We start from the raw sequence: 20499 nt of genomic DNA on the forward strand, positions 1-20499 counted from the left end.
TGATACTAGTAAGTCCGTAAGTTTTAAATATATCAAAAAATATTGTGAAACTCTTTCAGATTCGTGATGTCTAACGGATGCTTTCCTGTAACAGAACGTTTCCATTCATAGCTATCCTGTTAAATTAAAATGAAATTTTCACAACAAAACGCCAATACTGCGCGTCTGTGCTGAAACATTCATCCAGATTATTCCTAATCTGTTTGGCGAAAAATCCAGCAATCCTTCACCATTTTATAGAGTTAAGCAGGTTTTTTTTCAACAATCCCTCAACCGCAGCAGCATATTTCCATTACACTGCGACTTTTACCTCATTTGACATAAATTGACAGGAGAAAGGATGCCCGGGCTCTCCCGCACGTCATCGGTCTTGCTACCGGTTGCCGTAATATTGATCGCAATGATCTCCATCCAGAGTGGCGCATCGCTCGCCAAATCCCTCTTTCCGCTGATCGGTGCGCCGGGCGTAACGGCGCTGCGTATCGCCCTGGGAACCCTTATCCTGGTCGTCATCTTTAAGCCCTGGCGCCTGCGCTTTAAAAAGGAACAGCGTTTACCCCTGCTTTTTTACGGGCTGTCCCTGGGCGCAATGAACTACATGTTCTATCTCTCGATCCAGACCATCCCGCTCGGGATTGCCGTTGCGCTGGAATTTACCGGCCCGCTGGCGGTGGCGCTTTTCTCCTCCCGCCGTCCGGTAGACTTTATCTGGGTGGTGCTGGCGGTGCTGGGCCTGTGGTTCCTGCTGCCGCTGGGTCAGAACGTTTCGCATATCGATCTCACCGGCGCCGCGCTGGCCCTGGGCGCCGGCGCCTGCTGGGCAGTCTACATTCTCACCGGGCAGCGTGCGGGTGAAGAGCACGGTCCGGCGACGGTGGCGCTGGGGTCCTTAATTGCGGCGATCGTCTTTGTGCCAATCGGTATGGCACAGGCTACGGAATCCATCTGGCAGTGGTCCATCCTGCCCGTTGGCCTGGCGGTCGCCGTGCTGTCAACGGCGCTTCCCTACTCGCTGGAGATGATTGCCCTGACGCGCCTGCCTACGCGCATTTTCGGCACGCTAATGAGCATGGAGCCCGCGCTTGCCGCCATCTCCGGCATGGTCTTCCTCGGCGAAACCCTCACGCTGACCCAAACGCTGGCACTGTGCTCAATTATTGCCGCCTCAATGGGATCGACGCTCACCGTGCGCCCGGAGCCAAAAATCCAGAAAGTCGATATCAATTAATGCAGCCTTTTTTCCGCATGGTTATAGCGCCATGCGGAATATGGCCACTCCCCTTCCCACGACATAATTCCCCTGCCTGATTGTCATATTTCCGTCCTATTTCCACCGTAGAGTATGTCTGAATAGGAATTAAGATTGATCTGCATCAAATTTAACTAACCTGACTATTTTCAATGCCTTACAGATTCAACCGCATTCTCGCTATTAAACCGATAGGCAGAGCCAAGCCGCAGGATAAAAATCAGCTGCTATACTTAATCCCGTAATTACCTGGGACACAAAACATCAAGAGGATATGAGATTATGAGTACCGCTAAACTGGTGAAAACAAAAGCGTCTAATCTGCTTTATACCCGTAACGATGTATCGGATAGCGATAAGAAAGCAACCATTGAGCTGCTGAATCGCCAGGTGATCCAGTTCATCGATCTGTCGCTGATCACCAAACAGGCCCACTGGAATATGCGCGGTGCAAACTTTATTGCCGTTCATGAAATGCTGGATGGCTTCCGCACGGCACTGGTTACCCACCTTGATACCATGGCAGAACGCGCCGTACAGCTTGGCGGCGTTGCGCTGGGTACCACGCAGGTGATCAACAGCAAAACGGCGCTGAAAAGCTACCCGCTGGATATTCATACCGTTCAGGACCACCTGAAAGAGCTGGCGGATCGCTATGCCGTTGTGGCAAACGACGTGCGTAAAGCCATCGGCGAAGCGAAAGACGAAGACACCGCGGATATCTTCACCGCAGCGTCTCGCGATCTGGATCAGTTCCTGTGGTTCATTGAATCCAACATCGAATAATCCTTTTGGATTAGTGACCAACCCTCGCCGCCCGGCGGGGGTTTTGCACATTTATGGTGCATACGTTCCCCCTTACCGCCTGATTAAGTAAACCAATTGTAATAATCACCTCACACAATCGTTAACGGAAGATTGTTTTCTCACCAGAATTTACGCTAAATAGGGGCTCGTCAGTTGGGCCAAACGCTATGCACCAAAACGGTGCTTCAGTTTGGTGCAGCCCGGTGCGTTTGATCCATTTATTGTGCAACGCATAACACCCTCCCCTTTACAAAACAATCACTTGTAAAGTTGGCATGATTTTTTCATTGTGCCTGATGTTCTCGCAGGGGATCGCCCCGTGGATATAAAAGGAAATGCTATGAAGTCTGTATTAAAAGTTTCACTGGCTGCACTTACCCTGGCTTTTGCAGTGTCTTCCCACGCTGCCGACAAACTCGTCGTGGCAACCGATACGGCGTTCGTTCCATTCGAATTTAAACAAGGCGACAAATACGTTGGTTTCGACGTGGACCTGTGGGCCGCCGTCGCCAAAGAGCTGAAGCTGGATTACACCCTGAAGCCAATGGATTTCAGCGGCATTATCCCGGCGCTGCAGACTAAAAACGTCGACGTCGCGCTGGCGGGCATCACCATTACCGACGAGCGCAAAAAAGCGATCGACTTCTCCGACGGCTACTACAAAAGCGGCCTGCTGGTGATGGTAAAAGCCGACAATAACGACGTGAAAAGCGTGAAAGATCTCGACGGCAAAGTGGTGGCGGTGAAGAGCGGTACCGGTTCCGTTGATTACGCGAAAGCGAACATCAAGACCAAGGACCTGCGTCAGTTCCCGAACATCGACAACGCCTATATGGAGCTCGGCACCAACCGCGCCGATGCGGTGCTGCACGATACGCCGAACATCCTGTACTTCATCAAAACCGCGGGCAACGGCAAGTTCAAAGCCGTAGGCGAGTCTCTTGAAGCACAGCAGTACGGCATTGCGTTCCCGAAAGGCAGCGACGACCTGCGTAACAAAGTTAACGGCGCGCTGAAAACCCTGAAAGAGAACGGCACCTACAACGAAATCTATAAAAAATGGTTCGGTACTGAACCAAAATAATTCTGCCTGAACGCAGGTTTGTAATGCCCGGTGGCGCTCGCGCTCGCCGGGCCTACATTTTTTGTTTTTCACCACGGTATACAGGAATACATCATGCAGTTTGACTGGAGCGCCATCTGGCCTGCCATTCCTCTCTTGCTTGAAGGCGCTAAAATGACCCTGTGGATTTCGGTCCTCGGTCTGGTTGGCGGATTGATTATCGGCTTAGTCGCCGGTTTCGCCCGCACCTATGGCGGCTGGATTGCTAACCACATTGCGCTGGTTTTCATCGAAGTGATCCGCGGCACCCCGATTGTCGTTCAGGTCATGTTCATCTACTTCGCCCTGCCAATGGCCTTCAACGACCTGCGCATTGACCCGTTCAGCGCCGCGGTTGTGACCATTATGATCAACTCCGGTGCCTACATCGCGGAAATCACCCGCGGCGCGGTGCTGTCGATTCACAAAGGCTTTAGCGAAGCGGGCCTGGCGTTAGGCCTTTCTCGCCGCGAAACCATTCGCCACGTGATCCTGCCGCTGGCCCTGCGCCGCATGCTGCCGCCGCTGGGTAACCAGTGGATCATCAGCATTAAGGACACCTCGCTGTTTATCGTGATCGGCGTGGCCGAACTGACCCGTCAGGGCCAGGAGATCATTGCGGGCAACTTCCGCGCGCTGGAGATCTGGAGCGCCGTCGCCGTGGTTTATCTGATTATTACGCTGGTGCTGAGCTTTGTTCTGCGTCGTCTTGAAAGAAGGATGAAAATCCTGTGATTGAATTTAAAAACGTTTCCAAGCACTTTGGCCCAACCCAGGTGCTGCACAATATCGATTTGAACATTACGCAGGGCGAAGTAGTGGTGATTATCGGGCCGTCCGGCTCCGGTAAATCCACGCTGCTGCGCTGCATCAACAAGCTGGAAGAGATCACCAGCGGCGATCTGATCGTCGACGGGCTGAAGGTTAACGATCCGAAGGTTGACGAGCGCCTGATTCGCCAGGAAGCGGGCATGGTGTTCCAGCAGTTCTACCTGTTCCCGCACCTGACTGCGCTGGAAAACGTGATGTTCGGCCCCCTGCGCGTGCGCGGTGCCAATAAAGCGGCCGCCGAAGCGCTGGCGAAGGATCTGCTGGCGAAGGTCGGGCTTGCCGAGCGCTCGCACCACTATCCGTCCGAGCTGTCCGGCGGCCAGCAGCAGCGCGTGGCCATCGCCCGCGCGCTGGCGGTTAAGCCGAAGATGATGCTCTTCGATGAGCCAACCTCCGCGCTTGACCCGGAACTGCGCCACGAGGTGCTGAAGGTGATGCAGGACCTGGCGGAAGAAGGCATGACGATGGTGATCGTGACCCACGAAATCGGCTTTGCTGAAAAAGTGGCGTCGCGCCTGATCTTCATCGACAAAGGGCGCATTGCCGAAGACGGTAATCCGCAGGCGCTTATCGCCAACCCGCCGAGCCAGCGCCTGCAGGAGTTTTTGCAGCACGTCTCCTGACGGCAGTCGCACACGCATCAAGCCGGGCACGCCCGGCTTTTTTTCGCCAGATTGTTCCCAAAAATCCCCCTCCCCGTCCTGCCCTCTATACTTATCATTTTGTTGGACATTTTCCGGAGGATGCCGTGCCGTGGTTCCTGTTGCTTCTGATTAGCCTGTTCAGTGCGCCATCGTTCGCGGTGACGATCCCCGGCGTTACCGGCGCAAGCACCGCCACGGAACAAACCAGCCCGCCCCCGGAACCCAGCGCGGAGCAGAAAAAAGCGGCCTACGGCGCGCTGGCGGACGTGCTTGAAAACGAAGGCTCGCGCAAGGAGCTGGTGGATCAGCTGCGTCACGCCGCCGCCACCCCGCCGCAGGAAACGGTCCCGACCATTACGCCGCCGGAAGTGACCGAGCAAAAGACGGTGCTGGAGAACGTGACCGACGTTAGCCGCCGCTACGGCGACGCGCTCGCGTCACGCTTTGCGCAGCTTTACCGCAACCTGATTGGCTCGCCCCACAAGCCGTTCAACCCCGAGACGTTCTCCAACGCCGCACGCCATTTCCTGCTGCTGGCGGCGGGGATCTTTGCCTTTTACTGGCTGGTTCGCCTCTGCGCCTGGCCGCTTTATCGCAAAATGGGCCGCTGGGGACGAAAGAAAAACCAGCAGAAAAACAGCTGGCTGCACCTGCCGCTGATGATTGCGAGCGCGTTTATTATTGATTTACTCCTGCTGGTGCTGACGCTTTTTGTCGGCCAGCAGCTGGCCGACAACCTCAACGCGGGCAACAAAACCATCGCCTTTCAGCAGGCGCTGTTCCTAAACGCCTTCGCCCTGATTGAGTTCTTCAAGGCGCTCCTGCGCCTGATTTTTTGCCCGCGCGTGCCGGAGCTGCGCCCCTTCAACGTCGGCAACGACAGCGCCAGATACTGGGCCCTGCGCCTGAGCGTGCTCAGCGGGCTGATTGGCTACGGCCTGCTGGTCGGCGTGCCGATTATCTCCAATCAGGTCAACGTGCAGTTCGGCGCGCTGGCAAACGTGCTGATCATGCTGTGCATTACCGTCTGGGCGCTGTACCTCATTTTTCACAACAAAAAGGCGATTACCCAAAGCCTGCTGCACCTGGCCGACCGCTCTCTCTCCTTCTTCAGCCTGTTTATTCGCGCCTTCGCGCTGGTGTGGCACTGGCTGGCGAGCGCTTACTTTATCGTGCTGTGCTTCTTCTCGCTGTTCGATCCGGGCAACAGCCTGAAGTTTATGATGGGCGCGACCTTTAAGAGCCTGGCCATCATCGGCATCGCGGCGTTCGTGTCGGGCCTGCTGTCGCGCTGGATTTCAAAAACCATCACCCTCTCCCCGCAGGTGCAGCACAGCTATCCTGAGCTACAAAAGCGGGTTAACGGCTGGATGTCGGCTTCGCTGAAGGTGGCGCGCATTCTCACCGTCTGCGTGGCAATCATGCTGCTGCTTAACGCCTGGGGATTGTTCGACTTCTGGAACTGGCTGCACTACGGCGCGGGCGAAAAGACCGTCGATATCCTGATCCGCATCGCGCTGATTCTGTTCTTCTCGGCGGTGGGCTGGACGCTGCTGGCAAGCCTGATTGAGAACCGCCTGGTGTCGGATATTCACGGCAGGCCGCTGCCCAGCGCCCGTGCGCGCACGCTGCTGACGCTGTTCCGCAACGCGCTGGCGGTGATCATCAGCACCATTACCATCATGATTGTGCTCTCGGAAATCGGCGTTAACATCGCGCCGCTGCTGGCGGGCGCCGGGGCGCTGGGGCTGGCGATCTCCTTCGGCTCCCAGACGCTGGTGAAGGACATCATCACCGGCATCTTTATCCAGTTTGAAAACGGGATGAACACCGGCGACCTGGTGACGATTGGGCCGCTCACCGGCACGGTAGAGCGGATGTCGATTCGCTCCGTCGGCGTGCGTCAGGACACCGGGGCGTACCACATTATCCCGTGGTCATCGATCACTACGTTTGCCAACTTTGTGCGCGGGATTGGTTCCGTCGTCGCGAACTACGACGTGGATCGCCATGAGGATGCGGAGAAAGCCAAGCAGGCGCTGCGGGACGCCGTCGGCGAGCTGATGGAGATGGAGGATATTCGCGGGCTGGTGATCGGCGAGCCGTCGTTTGCGGGCATCGTCGGGCTGACGAACACGGCGTTTACCCTGCGCGTCTCGTTCACCACCCAGCCGCTAAAGCAGTGGACGGTGCGCTTTGCCCTCGACAGCATGGTGAAAAAGCACTTCGATCTGGCGGACGTGCGGATGCCGGTGCAGACCTATCAGGTGCTGCCGTCACCGGCCCCAACGGCGCCGCCCGCACCGCAGGAGCCGACGCTGTAGCCGGGTGGCGGCTTCGCCTGACCCGGCCTGCGTCGCGATGCTATTTGCGACGCTTGTTATTGTCCATAAACGTCCAGGCGATAAAGCGGCTCTGCTTCTGGCCCTGCGCCATCTCCTTCTTCACCACCTTCACCGCGCCCGCTTCGGTGAGCGCGCGATAGAGCGGCGGCAGGTTATCCCCGCGCGACACCAGGGTGGTGAACCATTTCACCTGACGGCCAAACGATTTGCTTTCGGCAATCATCCGCAGGATAAACGCCACTTCCCCGCCCTCACACCACAGCTCCTGCTGCTGGCCGCCAAAGTTCAGCGCGGCGTCCTCCGCCTGGCCGAGGTTGCGGCGCTTGCGCTCGCTGCCCGCGCGCGCGGAATCCGCCGAGTCGTGGAACGGCGGGTTGCACATGGTCGCGTCGTACTGCTCGTTTTTATGAATGATGCCGTTGAAAATCGCGGCCTCATCCTTCTGGCGACGAAGGCGAATGGCGCGGCTCAGCCCCGGGTTGGCGTTGATTATCGCCTGCGCGCTGGCAAAGGCGTCGGTGCCGATCTCGCTACCGGTAAAGCGCCACTGGTACTCGTGCGCGCCGATCAGCGGATAAATGAGGTTGGCGCCAGTGCCGATATCCAGAATGGTGGCCTGCTGCGCCACCGCGCCGTCGTTTCCTTCCGCCAGCAAATCCGCCAGATGGTGAACGTAATCGGCGCGCCCCGGCACGGGCGGACAGAGAAAGCCGTCCGGAATATCCCACTGCGCCACGCCGTAAAAGTGCGCCAGCAGCGCTTTATTGAGCATTTTAACCGCCTGCGGATCGGCGAAATTGACCGTCGGCTCGCCGGCAGGCGTTTGGACAATAAAATCCTGCAGCGGCGGGCAGCTCAGGCACAGCGCCTGCATGTCATAGCGGTTACGGTGGCGGTTACGCGGGTGTAATCCCGGCTTGTGGGCAGTCATGGCGTTCTCCTTTAAACAGCGGCGTAAGATACCCTGTGCTGACCCAACGGTAAATATTTCTCTGCGCGGGTCAAAATGTCGACTAAAAACAGAAACCTGTATGTCTATGATCTGTGAATAGATTGTCAGCTTTTGTCGTTCAAAAAATAAGCAGATCATCATCAAATATTTGCGCTAAATCACACTCACCGGACTTCTAAACTTAAGGTGAATCACCCGTTGTTTCCCTTGAGGATGTGATTATGAAAACGTATCTGACCCTTGTTGTTCTCGCCGGGGCGCTCGCTACCGCATCGTTCTCCGCGCTGTCGGTTGAGTCCCTGACCACCAGCACCGATACCGGCCAGCTTCGCCCCGCGGGCACCGTTTCCGTGAGCCGCGCCAGCAACCTTGACGATCTTCAGGATAAGCTGGCTGAAAAAGCGCGCGAACAGGGCGCGAAAGGATTTGTGGTGAACGCCGCAGGCGGGGATAACCATATGTACGGCACCGCCACCATCTACAAGTAAGCCTCTTCTTAAATCGCACTGCATCCGACTGGCGGGTGCAGTTTCTGCGCCCCGCGCCTTGATTGTCTATTATTTAACCCCATATAGGTTAACGACTTCCCTTTCCTTATCAGGAGGACGCCATGGCTTCCGGTTGGGCAAATGACGACGCCGTCAACGAACAGATCAACAGTACGATTGAAGATGCCGTCGCGCGCGCTCGCGGCGAAATTCCGCGCGGCGAAAGCCTGCATGAATGCGAGGAGTGCGGGGAAGACATTCCCGAAGCGCGCCGTAAGGCCATTCCCGGCGTGCGGTTATGCATCGCCTGCCAGCAGGATAAAGATTCAAAAAATGCTTCACATTCGGGATATAATCGCAGAGGATCGAAAGACAGCCAGCTGCGTTGACTTCACTTTACCTTTTCTCACCGTTTCGCTACGCGCCTTTACGCTCACGCTTTTTAGCGAAGCGTGTAGCAAAACGTGCCCTTCTCCCGCGCTCTGTAAAGCGCGTCGACAAGAAGTGTAAAGCCGCGATTTGAATTTATTAATATTCAATAAGTTATTTGTCATTCAATTTTTTTGACTGACCACGTCAATTCTCTTCGATTTTCTCCGGCGAAAAAAAACGTGATACTCATCACATCGACGGAACACCGTCCCCTAACAGAAACCTGCGAGAGATTAATCATGAAAACCATCAAATATGCTGTTGCTGCCGTTGCTCTGTCTGCCCTGTCATTTGGCGCATTCGCCGTAGAGCCTGTCTCTTCTACCCAGGCACAGAACATGAACAAAATCGGCGTGGTGAGCGCAGATGGCGCGACGACGCTGGACGGCCTGGAAGCGAAACTCGCTGAGAAAGCCGCAGCTGCCGGTGCAAGCGGTTATACCATCACCTCCGCAACCAACAGCAACAAGCTGAGCGGCACCGCGGTTATCTATAAATAACCGAAAGATTTATGCTCCACCCTCACTGGCCCTCTGGTGAGATGCTCCAACCCTCATTGACCCTGTTTGTTACCCTTTTTGCCCGTCCGCCACTGGACGGGCTTTTTTTTTATCAAAACGACTGCGCCACGCGCTGAAGCCCGGCTTCCACGGTTTCAACTTCCCCCGTCGCCAGCAGGCAGCAGGCCATCTGGAGCTTAATGGCGTGCGGAACCGGCACGCTTCCGGCGAGGCACTGCTCAATCCACCGCGCGGTGGTGTGCGGATCCTTGGCCTCAGGCAGCGCGACGGCGGGGTTCTCCTCTCCGCGCTCAAGCACCACGCGCGCACCGGCGGCATCGATCAGCGTCAGCTGCGGGCAGCGCTGCGGGTTGGCATACGCTTCGCCTTCCGTACCGTGCATCAGCAGCGCCCTGCCGCCAATTTCCTCGAAGAATTTCCCCACGCGGCCAACGTATTCAGGATGCGAGACGCTGGAAAGACGCAGCGCCGCGCCTTCATCAAAGGGCGTTGCCAGCTTCGCCAGCGTGTGCGCGCTGTTGCGCACGCCCATCCGCCAGCGCATGTCGAGCTGTTTTTCCAGCGGCGGACACAGCGCCTTCACCGGAATATAGACCGGCTGATGTCCGTCCAGCTTCGCCTGCGCCTGCCCGGCGTGCAGGGTGGGCTCAATGCCCAGCTGTTCAAAAATCGTTTCGGTCAGCACGCGGGTGGGATCTTCGCTGACGCCGTGCACCACCACCGGAAAGCCGATTTTATGCAGCAGGATCGCCAGCAGCGGCGTCAGGTTCGCCTGCTTGCGCGCGCCGTTATAGGTCGGGATCACGATCGGCATTGGCTTCGCCACCGGCGGGGTTAAGCGCAGCGTGTGCGCCTGCATGGCTTCATAGAAACCGCGCATCTCCGCTTCACCTTCCCCTTTGATACGCAACGCGATCAGAATGCCGCCCATTTCCAGATCCGGCACGTCGCCGTTCAGCATGTGGGCGTACAGCGCGCGCGCGGTTTCACGGTCCAGGTCTCGCGCGTGGTTTTTCCCGCGCCCTACCTCTTTGATAATTTTACGATAATCCACGACATCCTCCTTACTGCATCATCTTGTTAACAATATAGCCCCGAAGGGGGTCTCGCCGTTAGTTTTTTATCAAACCGCTGAAATACAGAGAAAAAATTAAACACAAGCAAAATTTCAATTATTTGTGATTTCAATAGAAGAATCCAACTCATGCAAATTTTGATTAAATAACCAGCGGAAAGTCATTAAGCGTCAGCGGTGAAAACGTCCAGGCAACGTTTTTACCCGACATACACCAGGATTTAATATGAACAAGGTTGCGTTAGGTTTATTTATCGCTGCAACGATCGGATGTTCTGCATCCGCTTTTGCGGCCACAAACGGTGAAGGTCAAATTAACTTTACCGGCGAAATCATTGATTCCGCATGTCAGGTCGTTAATGGGTTAAGTAACCCGCTGAACGTTCAGCTTGGCAAAGTATCGAAAACGGTATTTACCGGCGCGGGATCGACCAGCACATTAACGAAATTCGATATTCAGTTAAAAGATTGTCCAGAAACGGTGACCTCTGCCGCCATTAATTTTGGCGGTACACCGGACGCGAACAATAATTCCACGCTGGCGGTAACGCCGGACGCGGACGCGGCGACAGGTGTTGCCATCCAGCTGGTTGATTCATCAGCCCAGCCGGTGAGCTTATACACCCCGTCTAAGCAATATCCGTTAGCGTCAGGCACAACCGTAAACGATCTGGAATTCGGTGCGCGTTATATTCAGACCGGAGCGGCAATTACTGCCGGTCCAGCAAACTCTGTTTCAACCTTCACCGTTATTTATAACTGATATTATCAATCTGGAGATAGCAGCGCCCCGCGTGACGCTGCTATCTCTTCTTTATGTTGAGAAATATTTATGCGTCACGGTTATTTACTGAGCACTCTTTTACTGGTAGCAGCCACTGCCCATGCGGGCGTCATTATTAATGGCACCCGCCTGGTTTACCAGGGAGATAAAAAGGAATCATCTCTTGGTCTTTCAAACCCGGATACGACGGATTATCTGGTACAGTCCTGGGTTGATGCCGGCGGTAAAAACCTGGCTAAAGCACCGTTCCTGATTACCCCTCCGCTGTTTCGTCTGGACGCCAAAGAAGACAACGTGCTGCGCGTCGTTCGCACGGGCGGAAATTTACCTGAAGACCGCGAGTCTCTGTATTGGCTGAACATCAAGGCCATTCCATCATCTAAGCACGTTGACGGCGTTAATACCCTGCAAATCGCCATTAATACCCGCATCAAATTATTGTATCGCCCTTCCGCGGTGAAAGGCAGACCGGAAGAGGTGGCCGATAAGCTGGAATGGCACCGTGAAGGTAACGATCTGGTGGTCAATAATCCGACCCCGTTTTATATGAATTTCCAGAGCGTCACGCTGAACGGACATAAAGTCACCAAAGCGAACTGGGCCGTACCGAAAACGGAAACCCATTTTGCGCTGCCTGCAAATACCGGCGGCAATACCGTTGCCTGGTCGATCATTACCGATTACGGCAGCATCAGCCATACCCTGACCGCACCACTCCATTAATTATTCGGCACGCCGGTATTTTAAATAATCATGTATAGCGATAAAAAGCCGTTCACCTGTCAAATAAACGCATTACTGGTCATTATTTTTGGCCTGGTAATGGCGTTATTTGCCTCACAGGTTATGGCGGATGATTATTTTAACCCGGCGCTGCTTGATATTGATAATCCCCAGCAGGCAAAAACCGATCTCTCCGTCTATGAAAAAGGGCCTGGCCAGGCGCCGGGGAAATATCAGGTCACGATTTTTATCAATAATAATAAAATTGATACTCGCGACGTCACCTTTACCTTACAGAAAGATCGCAACGGCAACGCTTCTCTCCAGCCCTGCTTTAGCCTGGAAGAGTTAAAAAGCCTGGGAATTAAAATCAAAAAATATCCGCGCCTGATGACCAACGGTGAATGCGCGGACCTCAGCGTTATTCCGTCCGCCTCGGCGGCATTTCACGTGCGTAACCAGCAGCTGCTGCTCAGCATTCCGCAGGTTGCGCTGGGCAAGGTGCCGCGCGGCTACATTGACCCAAAAGATTTCGACGAGGGGATCACCGCGGGCCTGCTGAACTACAGCGCCACCGCGAGCCAAAGCCGCGCGCGCCAGTCGGGCCAGCAGGACAATAGCAGCCAGTACGTTAACCTTCGCCCCGGCCTGAACGTGGGCGCCTGGCGCCTCAGAAACTATTCCACATGGAACCGCAGCACCACCGGCAACACCGAGCAGCAGAAGTTCTCGTCGGTGTATACCTACGCCCAGCGCGATATCGTGTCGATGAAAAGCAGCCTGACGGTCGGGCAAAGCTCGTCGCCGTCCGACGTCTTCGACAGCGTGCCCTACACCGGCGCGCAGATTAATTCCGATAACGACATGCTGCCGGACAGCGAAAAAGGCTACGCGCCGATCATTCGCGGTACGGCGCACAGCAACGCGCTGGTGATGGTGCGCCAGAACGGCTACGTCATCTATCAAAATACCGTCGCGCCCGGCGCGTTTGAGATTAACGATCTCTACCCAACCGGCAGCAGCGGCGATCTACAGGTCACGGTCAAAGAGACCGACGGCAGCGAAAGCCATTTCGTGGTGCCGTACGCCTCCGTGCCGGTACTGCAGCGCGAGAAAAACCTGCGCTACAGCGTCACCGCGGGCCACTACCGTTCTTATGACAAAGACGTAGAGAAAACGCCGTTCGCCCAGGGCAGCGCCATTTATGGCTTGCCGTACGGCTTCACGGCCTACGGCGGCGTTCAGCAGAGCAGCCATTATCAGTCCCAGGCCCTGGGCGCCGGTAAAAACATGGGCGATCTCGGGGCGTTTTCCATCGACGTCACCCGCGCGAAAGCGCTGCTGAAAAAGCAGCAGGCCAGCAAGGGTCAGTCCTGGCGCGTGCGCTACAGCAAAGATTTTGCCGGAAGCGGCACCAACTTCTCGCTGGCGGGCTACCGCTACAACAGCAAAGGGTTCTACACCCTCGAAGACACGATGGAGTCATACACCCGCTCGGAAGACTGGTCTGCCCCGCAGCAGCGCCGCGCGCGCGCTGAAGCCACCATCGACCAGACGCTGGGCGAAGGCTGGGGCTCACTGACGCTGAGCCTGGTCAAAGAGACCTACTGGAGCCAGAGCCAGGACATGACCTCGATGAGCGTCAGCTATAACAATAGCTGGCACGGCGTGAGCTACAGCCTGAGCTACAGCATGAACAAGAACACCAACGACAGCGACGAAAACGGCGAGTCCGTCACCAACGACAACCAGTTCTCGCTGAGCGTCTCCGTGCCGCTGGACCACTGGATGCACAACACCTGGGCCACCTACAACCTGAACAACACCAAAGACGGCACCACGCAGAACCTCGGCCTGAACGGCACGGCGCTGCAGAACGACAACCTGAACTGGAACCTTCAGGAAGGGCTGAGCACCACCGGCAGCGGCAACTCAACCAGCGCGAACGCCGATTACAAGGGCACCTACGGCGAATTTAGCGGCGGCGTAAGTCAGGACAAGCACCAGCAGACCCTTAACGTGGGGATTCAGGGCGGCGTGGTGGCCCATGCTAACGGCATCACCCTGAGCCAGCCGCTGGGCGAAACCATCGCGCTGGTCAAGGCGCCCGGCACGCACGGCACCCACATCAGCAACCAGACGGGCGTCGAAACTGACTTCCGCGGCTATACCGTCGTGCCGTTCGTCACCGCCTATCGCCACAACTCGATAGCGCTGGATACCGAAAGGCTGCCGGACGATGCCGACATCACCCACGCGGCGCAGATCGTCACGCCGACGCGCGGTGCCGTTGTGCGCGCCACCTTTAACACCCGCGTGGGGCGCCGCGCGCTGATGACGCTCACGCAAAACGGCAAGCCGCTGCCGTTTGGCGCAACGGTCACCACCGAGGATAAGGACAGCGAATTTATTGTGGGCAACGACGGGCAAACCTACCTGTCCGGCCTGCCGCCGCGCGGCCGCCTGACGGTGTCGTGGGGTGAAGACGCCAGCGAACGCTGCGTTGCCGAGTACGCGCTCACGGACGAAAAAGATAAAACCAGCATCGCTACTGCCGCCGCGCAGTGCCACTAACTCATCGTTCGGGCTAACTCTTATGCAGATGATTAAATCGTTCTTTTATGTACTCGTGCTGGGCACGGCGGCGCTGTTTATGCCTCATGCAAAGGCCACCTGCTCAACGCCGGACCTGCCGAAAATGATCAACATTTCGTCCCTCTCGGTCCCCACTACGCTGGAAACGGGCGAAACCATTCCCGGCTCCGAGCAGACCGTGCACGTCAGCGGTAATTGCGATCAGAAGGTCGACAGCGGCCTGGAGATTGTCTCCTGCTATTACGGCACCGGTGCTGAAATTCCCGGTCTGAAAGGCGTTTACAACTCCGGCGTAAAAGGCATCGGCGTCGCGCTGATGAACGACAAGGGCGAGCGCATCAGCGGCGCGGGGGGCGTAGCCTGTGATTCACGCGGCACGCCGATCGGCTACGTCTCAACGGACGGGAAGCAATCCTTTAACTTCGACGTCACACTTGAGCTGGTGAAAACCGGCGACAGCGTCGATTCCGGCACCCTGGTGCAGTCGCAGACGAGATTTGGTATTGGCGTCTATGGTCACGAGGGCATTGGCAATCCCAATAACATTGCCTACTCCGGCGACGTGATCCTGCACGAGGTGACCTGCTCCGTATCGCCTAAAAACCTGACCGTCAACCTGGGCGATTTCCCGCTCAGTGATTTTGTCGGCACCGGCACGCTCTCCGATCCCGCGCAGACCGTCTACATCAGCGTGGATTGCGATACCACCGTCCAGCCGGAGCTGAAGGTCAGCAGCGCAAACGGCTATGAAACCGCATTTCCCGGCGTGGTGAAGCTGACCCAGCAGAGCGGCATGGCAACCGGCGTGGGCGTACAGATGATTCTCGACGGCATGCTGGCGAGCTTTGACAGCTATCAGCCGACGGGAAGCGAGGCCTATGCCAACCAGACGCTGCGCATTCCGCTTGAGCTGCGCTACGAGCAAACCAGCTCCGTCGTAACGCCTGGCCCGGCCAACAGCGTTGCCACCATCACCCTTGCCTATAAGTGATATCCGATGAAAAAAACAGCGTTGTTACTGCTGCTGGGCCTGATCTCCTGCGCCCACGCGGACGAGATTGAGCTCCAGATGACCGGGAATATCTTCGCCAATACCTGCACGGTGGACAGCGAAAGCAAAAACCTTACCGTCGATTTGGGCCAGGCGGCTACAGGCGATTTTAAAGACGTGGGGGATACGGGGCAGTGGAAGGACTTTTCCCTGAAGGTGTCGCACTGTCCGGCGACCCTGACGCTGGCGAACGCCTTTTTCTACGGCCAGGCCGACGGCGCGCACCCGACCAAATTTGCCAACAGCGGCAGCGCAAAAGGTCTGGCGCTGGAGCTGGCCGACCGCCAGGACAACATTCTGATTGCACCGCAGGCCAGTTTTAACGTGCTAATTAACCAGAGCGATCATACGGCAGAGTTTCCTTTGGCCGCCCGCTATTACGCCACCTCTATGCCCGTCACCGCGGGGACGTTCAGCAGCGTCGTGCAGGTGACCTTCACTTACCAGTAGGACCGCGCCCTTTAGCACGGATGCTTTTCCGACGCCCGGCGGCCAGTTTTGCCGGGCGTTTTTTTACCTCCGGCACCTCTGGCTGCTCGATTGGAAATACCGGCAGCGCGTTCAGCAGGCGCGGGCCGTAGTTTTTCGTCAGCAGGCGCTTGTCGTAGATCACCACCTCGCCCCAGCAGCCGTGGCTACGGATCAGGCGGCCTACCTGCTGAATCAGGTTAAACGACGCCGCGGGCAGGCTTTGCACCTCAAACGGATAGCGGTTCAGGCTTTTCAGCCACTCGCCTTCGGTGATCACCACCGGGCTGTCGATCGGCGGAAACGCGATTTTGTGGATGTGCACCTGCGTCAGGTAATCGCCCTTCAGGTCCAGCCCCTCGGCGAAGGACTGTAGCCCCACCAGCACGCTGCGCTCGCCGTTATCAATGCGCTTGCGGTGGGTTTCCACCAGCCGATAGCGCGGCTGATCGCCCTGCACCAGCAGCAGCAGGCGCAGGTCGGTGACGTGCTCCAGAAAGCGCTGCATCGCGCGCCCGCTGGCGAACAGCACCAGCATGCCGGGGTATTTTTTGCTCTCAACCTGCTCACGGAAGTAGGCGGCCATTTCGGCGATGTGCTGCTCTTCGTTGTCCATAAGCGGCTCTAACGTCATGCGCGGGATCACCAGCTTGCCCTGCTCGCAGTGGTTAAACGGCGAGTCCAGCGCCACAAAGCGGTCGCCCGCTTTCTCCTTCAATCCGCTCATCTCCTGCAGCCGCGAGAAGCTGTTCAGGGAGCGCAGCGTGGCGGAGGTGACGACCACGTGCGGCACGCTGCGCCAGATAAGCTTTTCCAGCTGATCGGCCACGCGAATGCCCACGCAGTGGAAGAACAGGTGCACCTGCCCGTCTTTCGCGTCGCGGGTGGCCCACTTGGTGACCGGCGCGCCGGACGCCTGCGCCAATGAGGCCAGCCGCCAGAGCTTGCTTTGCGACTCAAACATGCCGAGCGCGCGGTTCATCTGCAGCAGGACGCGGTGCAGGCGCACCACGTCGTGGGAGCCAGTTTTCTCACTTAGATCGTTTAAGAACATCTCCGCCAGTCCGCGCAGCTTTTCAAGATGCTTCGCCAGCTGCTGGCAGATCGCCATGATCTCTTCCGGCAGTTCGCCCATCGCAAAGCGATGCTCGGCCTCCTGGGCTGCGGGAAGGTAAAGATTCAGAATGTTGTTCAGGGACGAAATGAGCGCGTATACCTCTTCGCAGTGGTCGCTGAGGCGCTCGGGCACGGCCAGCGGCGGCGTGGTTTTCGGGCGGAACTGCTCCATGCAGGTCGCCACCAGCTTGCAGAACAGGTCGAGCTGCAGGCGGAACCACGGCGCGGTGATCTCGGCGCTCATCTCCAGCGCGTCGCGCGCCACGTCCGGCAGGTGATGCCCTTCATCCAGCACCAGCAGCAGGTTTTTCGGCTCCGGCAGCACGGCTTCGCTCTCGAGCGCCGCCATCACCAGCGCGTGGTTTGCCACCACCACTTCCGCTTCCTGGATTTCGCGGCGGGCGACAAAGAACGGGCATTCGCGGTAGTAATGACAGTTGCGGTTGAGGCAGCTGGCCTTGTCGGTGCTGAGCCTGCGCCACAGATCGTCGCTGACGGCTTTATCGGTGTGATCGCGCAGGCCATCCCATTTATAGCCGTCAAGATCGGCCTTTAGCGTGGCGCACAGCTCTTGTTCTGCTTTGTTATTGGGCGTGAGGTCATCGTCGAGAAAAGCCAGCAGATCCTGCTGCGTCGCCTCGCTGCTGGCGAGCCCCGCCAGGTTACGCGGACAGACGTAGCGCCCACGGCCAAAGGCCGCGGTAAAGCGCAGATCGGGGATAATTTTGCGCAGCAGCGGCAGGTCTTTGCTGAAGATCTGATCCTGCAGCGCGACGTTGGCGGTGCTGACCACCAGCGTTTTATCCTCCTCCCGGGCGATGGCGATGCCGGGAATGAGGTACGACAGGGTTTTCCCGACGCCGGTCGGGGCTTCAATCGCCAGATGACGTCCGTCGTCCCCCGCGAGCGTTTTTGCCACGTCGGCGATCATCTGCCGCTGCGGCGCTCGGGGGATAAAATCGGGGATCTGCTGTTGAAGCGCCTTATACCATGCGCCAATTTGCGCTTTCAGCGCAGCGGTAAGAGCCATCGGGAACCTGAAACACTGTATAAACAGCCACTATTGTGGCACTTTCTGGCGGAGGCCGCAAAAGGAAAAAGTCCAGATGTTAGGGCTCGAGCCTCGTAGCTAATCTGCACAAAGGCTCTTTGTAATTTCAGTGGCATCGTTCCGTTCACTTTCACTGTCCTGCTACCTGGTTAATTCTCTGCGGTGAACGTGCTAAGGGGGCTGCCGCCGCCCCCTTAGCAATCCCGGCTCCCGGCAGAGAAAATCGCCGCTTCGCGGTGCCCTCAGCTTATTCCTTCCGACTATCGGGTCGGGCACAAGCCTGCATCCATGCAGGCTATGCCCTCGCCGCGCATCCTTGCGCGTCGCCCCGGCCTTCAGGAAACGCTTCGGCGATTTTCAGCCGGACTCTCGCTCCCTCAACCTTTATGCGGCCTGAATGTGGCACCGCCGTTGAGTCCCGCAGAAATCGGCGAACCGGAGACCGGATGACAAGGGCTGGACGCCATGGATGGCGGCCAGAGGCGAAACGAGACAGGACGTCGAGTCGAGCCGACCGCAGGGAGACGGTCGGGAGGTGAGCGCAGTGCGAAGCACCGATTTCATGGCGGGCCGCGGGGATTGACAAGGGGGCCGCGGTGGCCCCCTTGTCACGTTCACGGGTGATGAACGTTTTATGTTCTGTGGATATTGAGGTGAACGTAACCTTCTACTATAACCAGCAGACAATCATCCCAGAACCTTAAACCCCAGCAGGCTTACGCGGGCGGCGTCGGCGCTGCCCTTCCCCTGCCGGTTTTCCTTCACCGCTGCGCCACGGGTTTTCACCCGCTGGCTTCGCATCGTTGCCGCGACGCGGCGGTTTGCCGGAGGATTTCGGCGCGCCACCTTCTGAACGACGCGGCTGCTGGCCGCGTCCACCGCCGCCCTGACCGCGGCCGCCGCCACCCTGACGGCCGTTCTGAATCGGCTCCGCCTTGATGGATGGATCCACTTCATAGCCCGGGGTTTCGATGCGCGGGATCTCTTTCTTCAGCAGACGCTCGATGTCGCGCAGCAGCTTGTGTTCGTCGACGCACACCAGCGACAGCGCCTCGCCGGTTGCCGCAGCGCGGCCGGTACGGCCAATGCGGTGCACGTAATCTTCCGGCACGTTCGGCAGCTCGTAGTTCACCACGTGCGGCAGCTCTTCAATGTCCAGGCCGCGCGCCGCGATGTCGGTTGCCACCAGCACGCGAATATCGCCCGATTTGAACTCCGCCAGTGCACGGGTACGCGCGCCCTGGCTCTTGTTGCCGTGGATTGCCGCGCTGCGAATGCCGTCTTTGTTCAGCTGTTCCGCCAGGTGGTTCGCGCCGTGCTTGGTGCGGGTAAACACCAGCACCTGCTGCCAGTTACCCTGGCCGATCATCTGGGAAAGCAGCTCCCGCTTGCGCTTCTTATCAACAAAGTGAACGTGCTGCGTCACCTGCTCGGAGGCGGTGTTGCGGCGCGCGACTTCAATTTCCAGCGGATTGTGCAGCAGCTTTTCAGCCAGCGCTTTAATGTCGTCGGAGAAGGTCGCAGAGAAAAGCAGGTTCTGGCGACGCGGCGGCAGCTTCGAGAGCACGCGGCGGATGTCGTGGATAAAGCCCATGTCCAGCATGCGGTCGGCTTCGTCCAGCACCAGAATTTCAATCTGATCCAGCTTAACGGCGTTCTGGTGTTCCAGATCCAGCAGGCGGCCCGGCGTTGCCACCAGCACGTCCACGCCACCGCGCAGCTTCATCATCTGCGGGTTAATGCTCACCCCGCCGAAAACCACCATTGAGCGAATGTTGAGATAGCGGCTGTACTCGCGCACGTTCTCACCCACCTGGGCGGCCAGCTCGCGGGTTGGCGTCAGGATCAGCGCGCGCACCGGGCGGCGGCCTTTCGCATGCGGCTGGTTTTTGACCAGCAGCTCCAACAGCGGCAGCGTAAAGCCCGCGGTTTTACCGGTGCCGGTCTGGGCGCTCGCCATCAGGTCGCGGCCTTCCAGCACGGCAGGGATCGCCTGCTTCTGGATCGGGGTTGGCTCGTTGTAGCCCTGCTCTGCGACAGCGCGCAGAATTTCCGGGTTCAGGCCAAGGGAATCAAAAGACATAAAAACTCCGAACCGCCCCGACCGTCTCAGGTGTAGTTTTCAGGGAGATATACGAATAGGGAAGGACAAAAACCACAATGTCGTGAAGCAGCGGAGTGTAGCAGCTTTTGTGACGTGGCGCATAAATATCCCTTCGTTAATCCTTGATCACCCGCTTCTCGCGGCGAGCGACTGGACAAAAC

At 57.5% G+C, this 20499-nt stretch carries 18 protein-coding genes; 14 read left to right on the top strand and 4 right to left on the bottom strand.

The window, feature by feature from the left end:
- Positions 1–340: 340 nt before the first annotated feature.
- The 6 genes from rhtA to ybiO all read left to right on the top strand — a co-directional run bounded on the left by rhtA (position 341) and on the right by ybiO (position 6957).
- Positions 341–1228 (top strand): threonine/homoserine exporter RhtA, encoded by an 888-nt coding sequence (gene rhtA / locus AB8804_RS05755; RefSeq protein ID WP_371184045.1) that lies wholly within the window; start codon positions 341–343, stop codon positions 1226–1228.
- 303 nt (positions 1229–1531) lie between these two features.
- The gene (gene dps / locus AB8804_RS05760) at positions 1532–2035 is read left to right on the top strand and encodes a DNA starvation/stationary phase protection protein Dps (protein ID WP_371184047.1); all 504 of its coding nucleotides are present in this window, start codon (positions 1532–1534) and stop codon (positions 2033–2035) included.
- A 361-nt stretch (positions 2036–2396) separates the two neighbouring features.
- A complete protein-coding gene (gene glnH, locus AB8804_RS05765; protein WP_371184049.1) occupies positions 2397–3140 on the top strand; it encodes a glutamine ABC transporter substrate-binding protein GlnH in 744 nt (247 codons plus the stop codon).
- Positions 3141–3233: 93 nt separating this feature from the next.
- The gene (glnP, locus tag AB8804_RS05770) at positions 3234–3893 is read left to right on the top strand and encodes a glutamine ABC transporter permease GlnP (RefSeq protein ID WP_010428919.1); all 660 of its coding nucleotides are present in this window, start codon (positions 3234–3236) and stop codon (positions 3891–3893) included.
- A complete protein-coding gene (gene glnQ, locus AB8804_RS05775) occupies positions 3890–4612 on the top strand; it encodes a glutamine ABC transporter ATP-binding protein GlnQ (protein WP_371184052.1) in 723 nt (240 codons plus the stop codon). Before glnP ends, glnQ begins: the two co-directional genes overlap by 4 nt.
- Positions 4613–4737: 125 nt before the next feature.
- A complete protein-coding gene (gene ybiO / locus AB8804_RS05780) occupies positions 4738–6957 on the top strand; it encodes a mechanosensitive channel protein (protein WP_371184054.1) in 2220 nt (739 codons plus the stop codon).
- A gap of 40 nt (positions 6958–6997) precedes the next feature.
- Here ybiO and rlmF read toward each other — a convergent pair whose 3' ends face one another.
- Positions 6998–7909, bottom strand: a complete 912-nt coding sequence (rlmF, locus tag AB8804_RS05785) for a 23S rRNA (adenine(1618)-N(6))-methyltransferase RlmF (RefSeq protein ID WP_371184056.1) — start codon at positions 7907–7909, stop codon at positions 6998–7000.
- 242 nt (positions 7910–8151) lie between these two features.
- On the opposite strand from rlmF, the gene mcbA reads away from it, so the two are divergent.
- The 3 genes from mcbA (at position 8152) to ybiJ (ending at position 9350) form a co-directional block, all read left to right on the top strand.
- Positions 8152–8418, top strand: coding sequence for a DUF1471 family periplasmic protein McbA (gene mcbA, locus AB8804_RS05790; RefSeq protein WP_371184058.1), 267 nt, complete (start codon positions 8152–8154; stop codon positions 8416–8418).
- A gap of 122 nt (positions 8419–8540) precedes the next feature.
- A complete protein-coding gene (locus tag AB8804_RS05795) occupies positions 8541–8807 on the top strand; it encodes a DksA/TraR family C4-type zinc finger protein (protein WP_371184060.1) in 267 nt (88 codons plus the stop codon).
- Positions 8808–9089: 282 nt separating this feature from the next.
- Positions 9090–9350 carry a DUF1471 family protein YbiJ gene (gene ybiJ, locus AB8804_RS05800; RefSeq protein ID WP_112011404.1) on the top strand — a complete coding sequence of 87 codons (261 nt, stop codon included), beginning with the start codon at positions 9090–9092 and terminating at the stop codon, positions 9348–9350.
- 112 nt (positions 9351–9462) lie between these two features.
- Here the strand turns inward: ybiJ and ybiB are convergent, their stop codons facing one another.
- Positions 9463–10425, bottom strand: coding sequence for a DNA-binding protein YbiB (gene ybiB / locus AB8804_RS05805; protein WP_371184062.1), 963 nt, complete (start codon positions 10423–10425; stop codon positions 9463–9465).
- A 247-nt stretch (positions 10426–10672) separates the two neighbouring features.
- On the opposite strand from ybiB, the gene AB8804_RS05810 reads away from it, so the two are divergent.
- The 5 genes from AB8804_RS05810 to AB8804_RS05830 all read left to right on the top strand — a co-directional run bounded on the left by AB8804_RS05810 (position 10673) and on the right by AB8804_RS05830 (position 16049).
- Positions 10673–11209, top strand: coding sequence for a fimbrial protein (locus AB8804_RS05810; protein WP_371184064.1), 537 nt, complete (start codon positions 10673–10675; stop codon positions 11207–11209).
- Positions 11210–11278: 69 nt separating this feature from the next.
- Positions 11279–11953 (top strand): molecular chaperone, encoded by a 675-nt coding sequence (locus tag AB8804_RS05815; RefSeq protein ID WP_371184066.1) that lies wholly within the window; start codon positions 11279–11281, stop codon positions 11951–11953.
- Between the two features lie 30 nt (positions 11954–11983).
- Entirely contained in the window at positions 11984–14527 is a 2544-nt protein-coding gene (locus AB8804_RS05820; protein WP_371184068.1) for a fimbria/pilus outer membrane usher protein, read from the top strand.
- A gap of 22 nt (positions 14528–14549) precedes the next feature.
- Complete coding sequence (locus AB8804_RS05825) at positions 14550–15539, top strand: fimbrial protein (protein WP_371184069.1); 990 nt, start codon at positions 14550–14552, stop codon at positions 15537–15539.
- Between the two features lie 6 nt (positions 15540–15545).
- Positions 15546–16049: a fimbrial protein gene (locus tag AB8804_RS05830; protein ID WP_371184071.1), complete on the top strand. Its 504-nt coding sequence runs from the start codon at positions 15546–15548 to the stop codon at positions 16047–16049.
- Here AB8804_RS05830 and dinG read toward each other — a convergent pair.
- Positions 16036–18213 (bottom strand): ATP-dependent DNA helicase DinG, encoded by a 2178-nt coding sequence (dinG, locus tag AB8804_RS05835; RefSeq protein WP_371184073.1) that lies wholly within the window; start codon positions 18211–18213, stop codon positions 16036–16038. The two genes, AB8804_RS05830 and dinG, sit on opposite strands and share 14 nt — an antisense overlap.
- A 721-nt stretch (positions 18214–18934) precedes the next feature.
- A complete protein-coding gene (rhlE, locus tag AB8804_RS05840; RefSeq protein WP_371184075.1) occupies positions 18935–20317 on the bottom strand; it encodes an ATP-dependent RNA helicase RhlE in 1383 nt (460 codons plus the stop codon).
- Positions 20318–20499: the final 182 nt, after the last annotated feature.

The organism is Enterobacter sp. KBR-315C3_2022 (assembly GCF_041399425.1).
In the GTDB taxonomy this organism is placed as follows: domain Bacteria; phylum Pseudomonadota; class Gammaproteobacteria; order Enterobacterales; family Enterobacteriaceae; genus Enterobacter.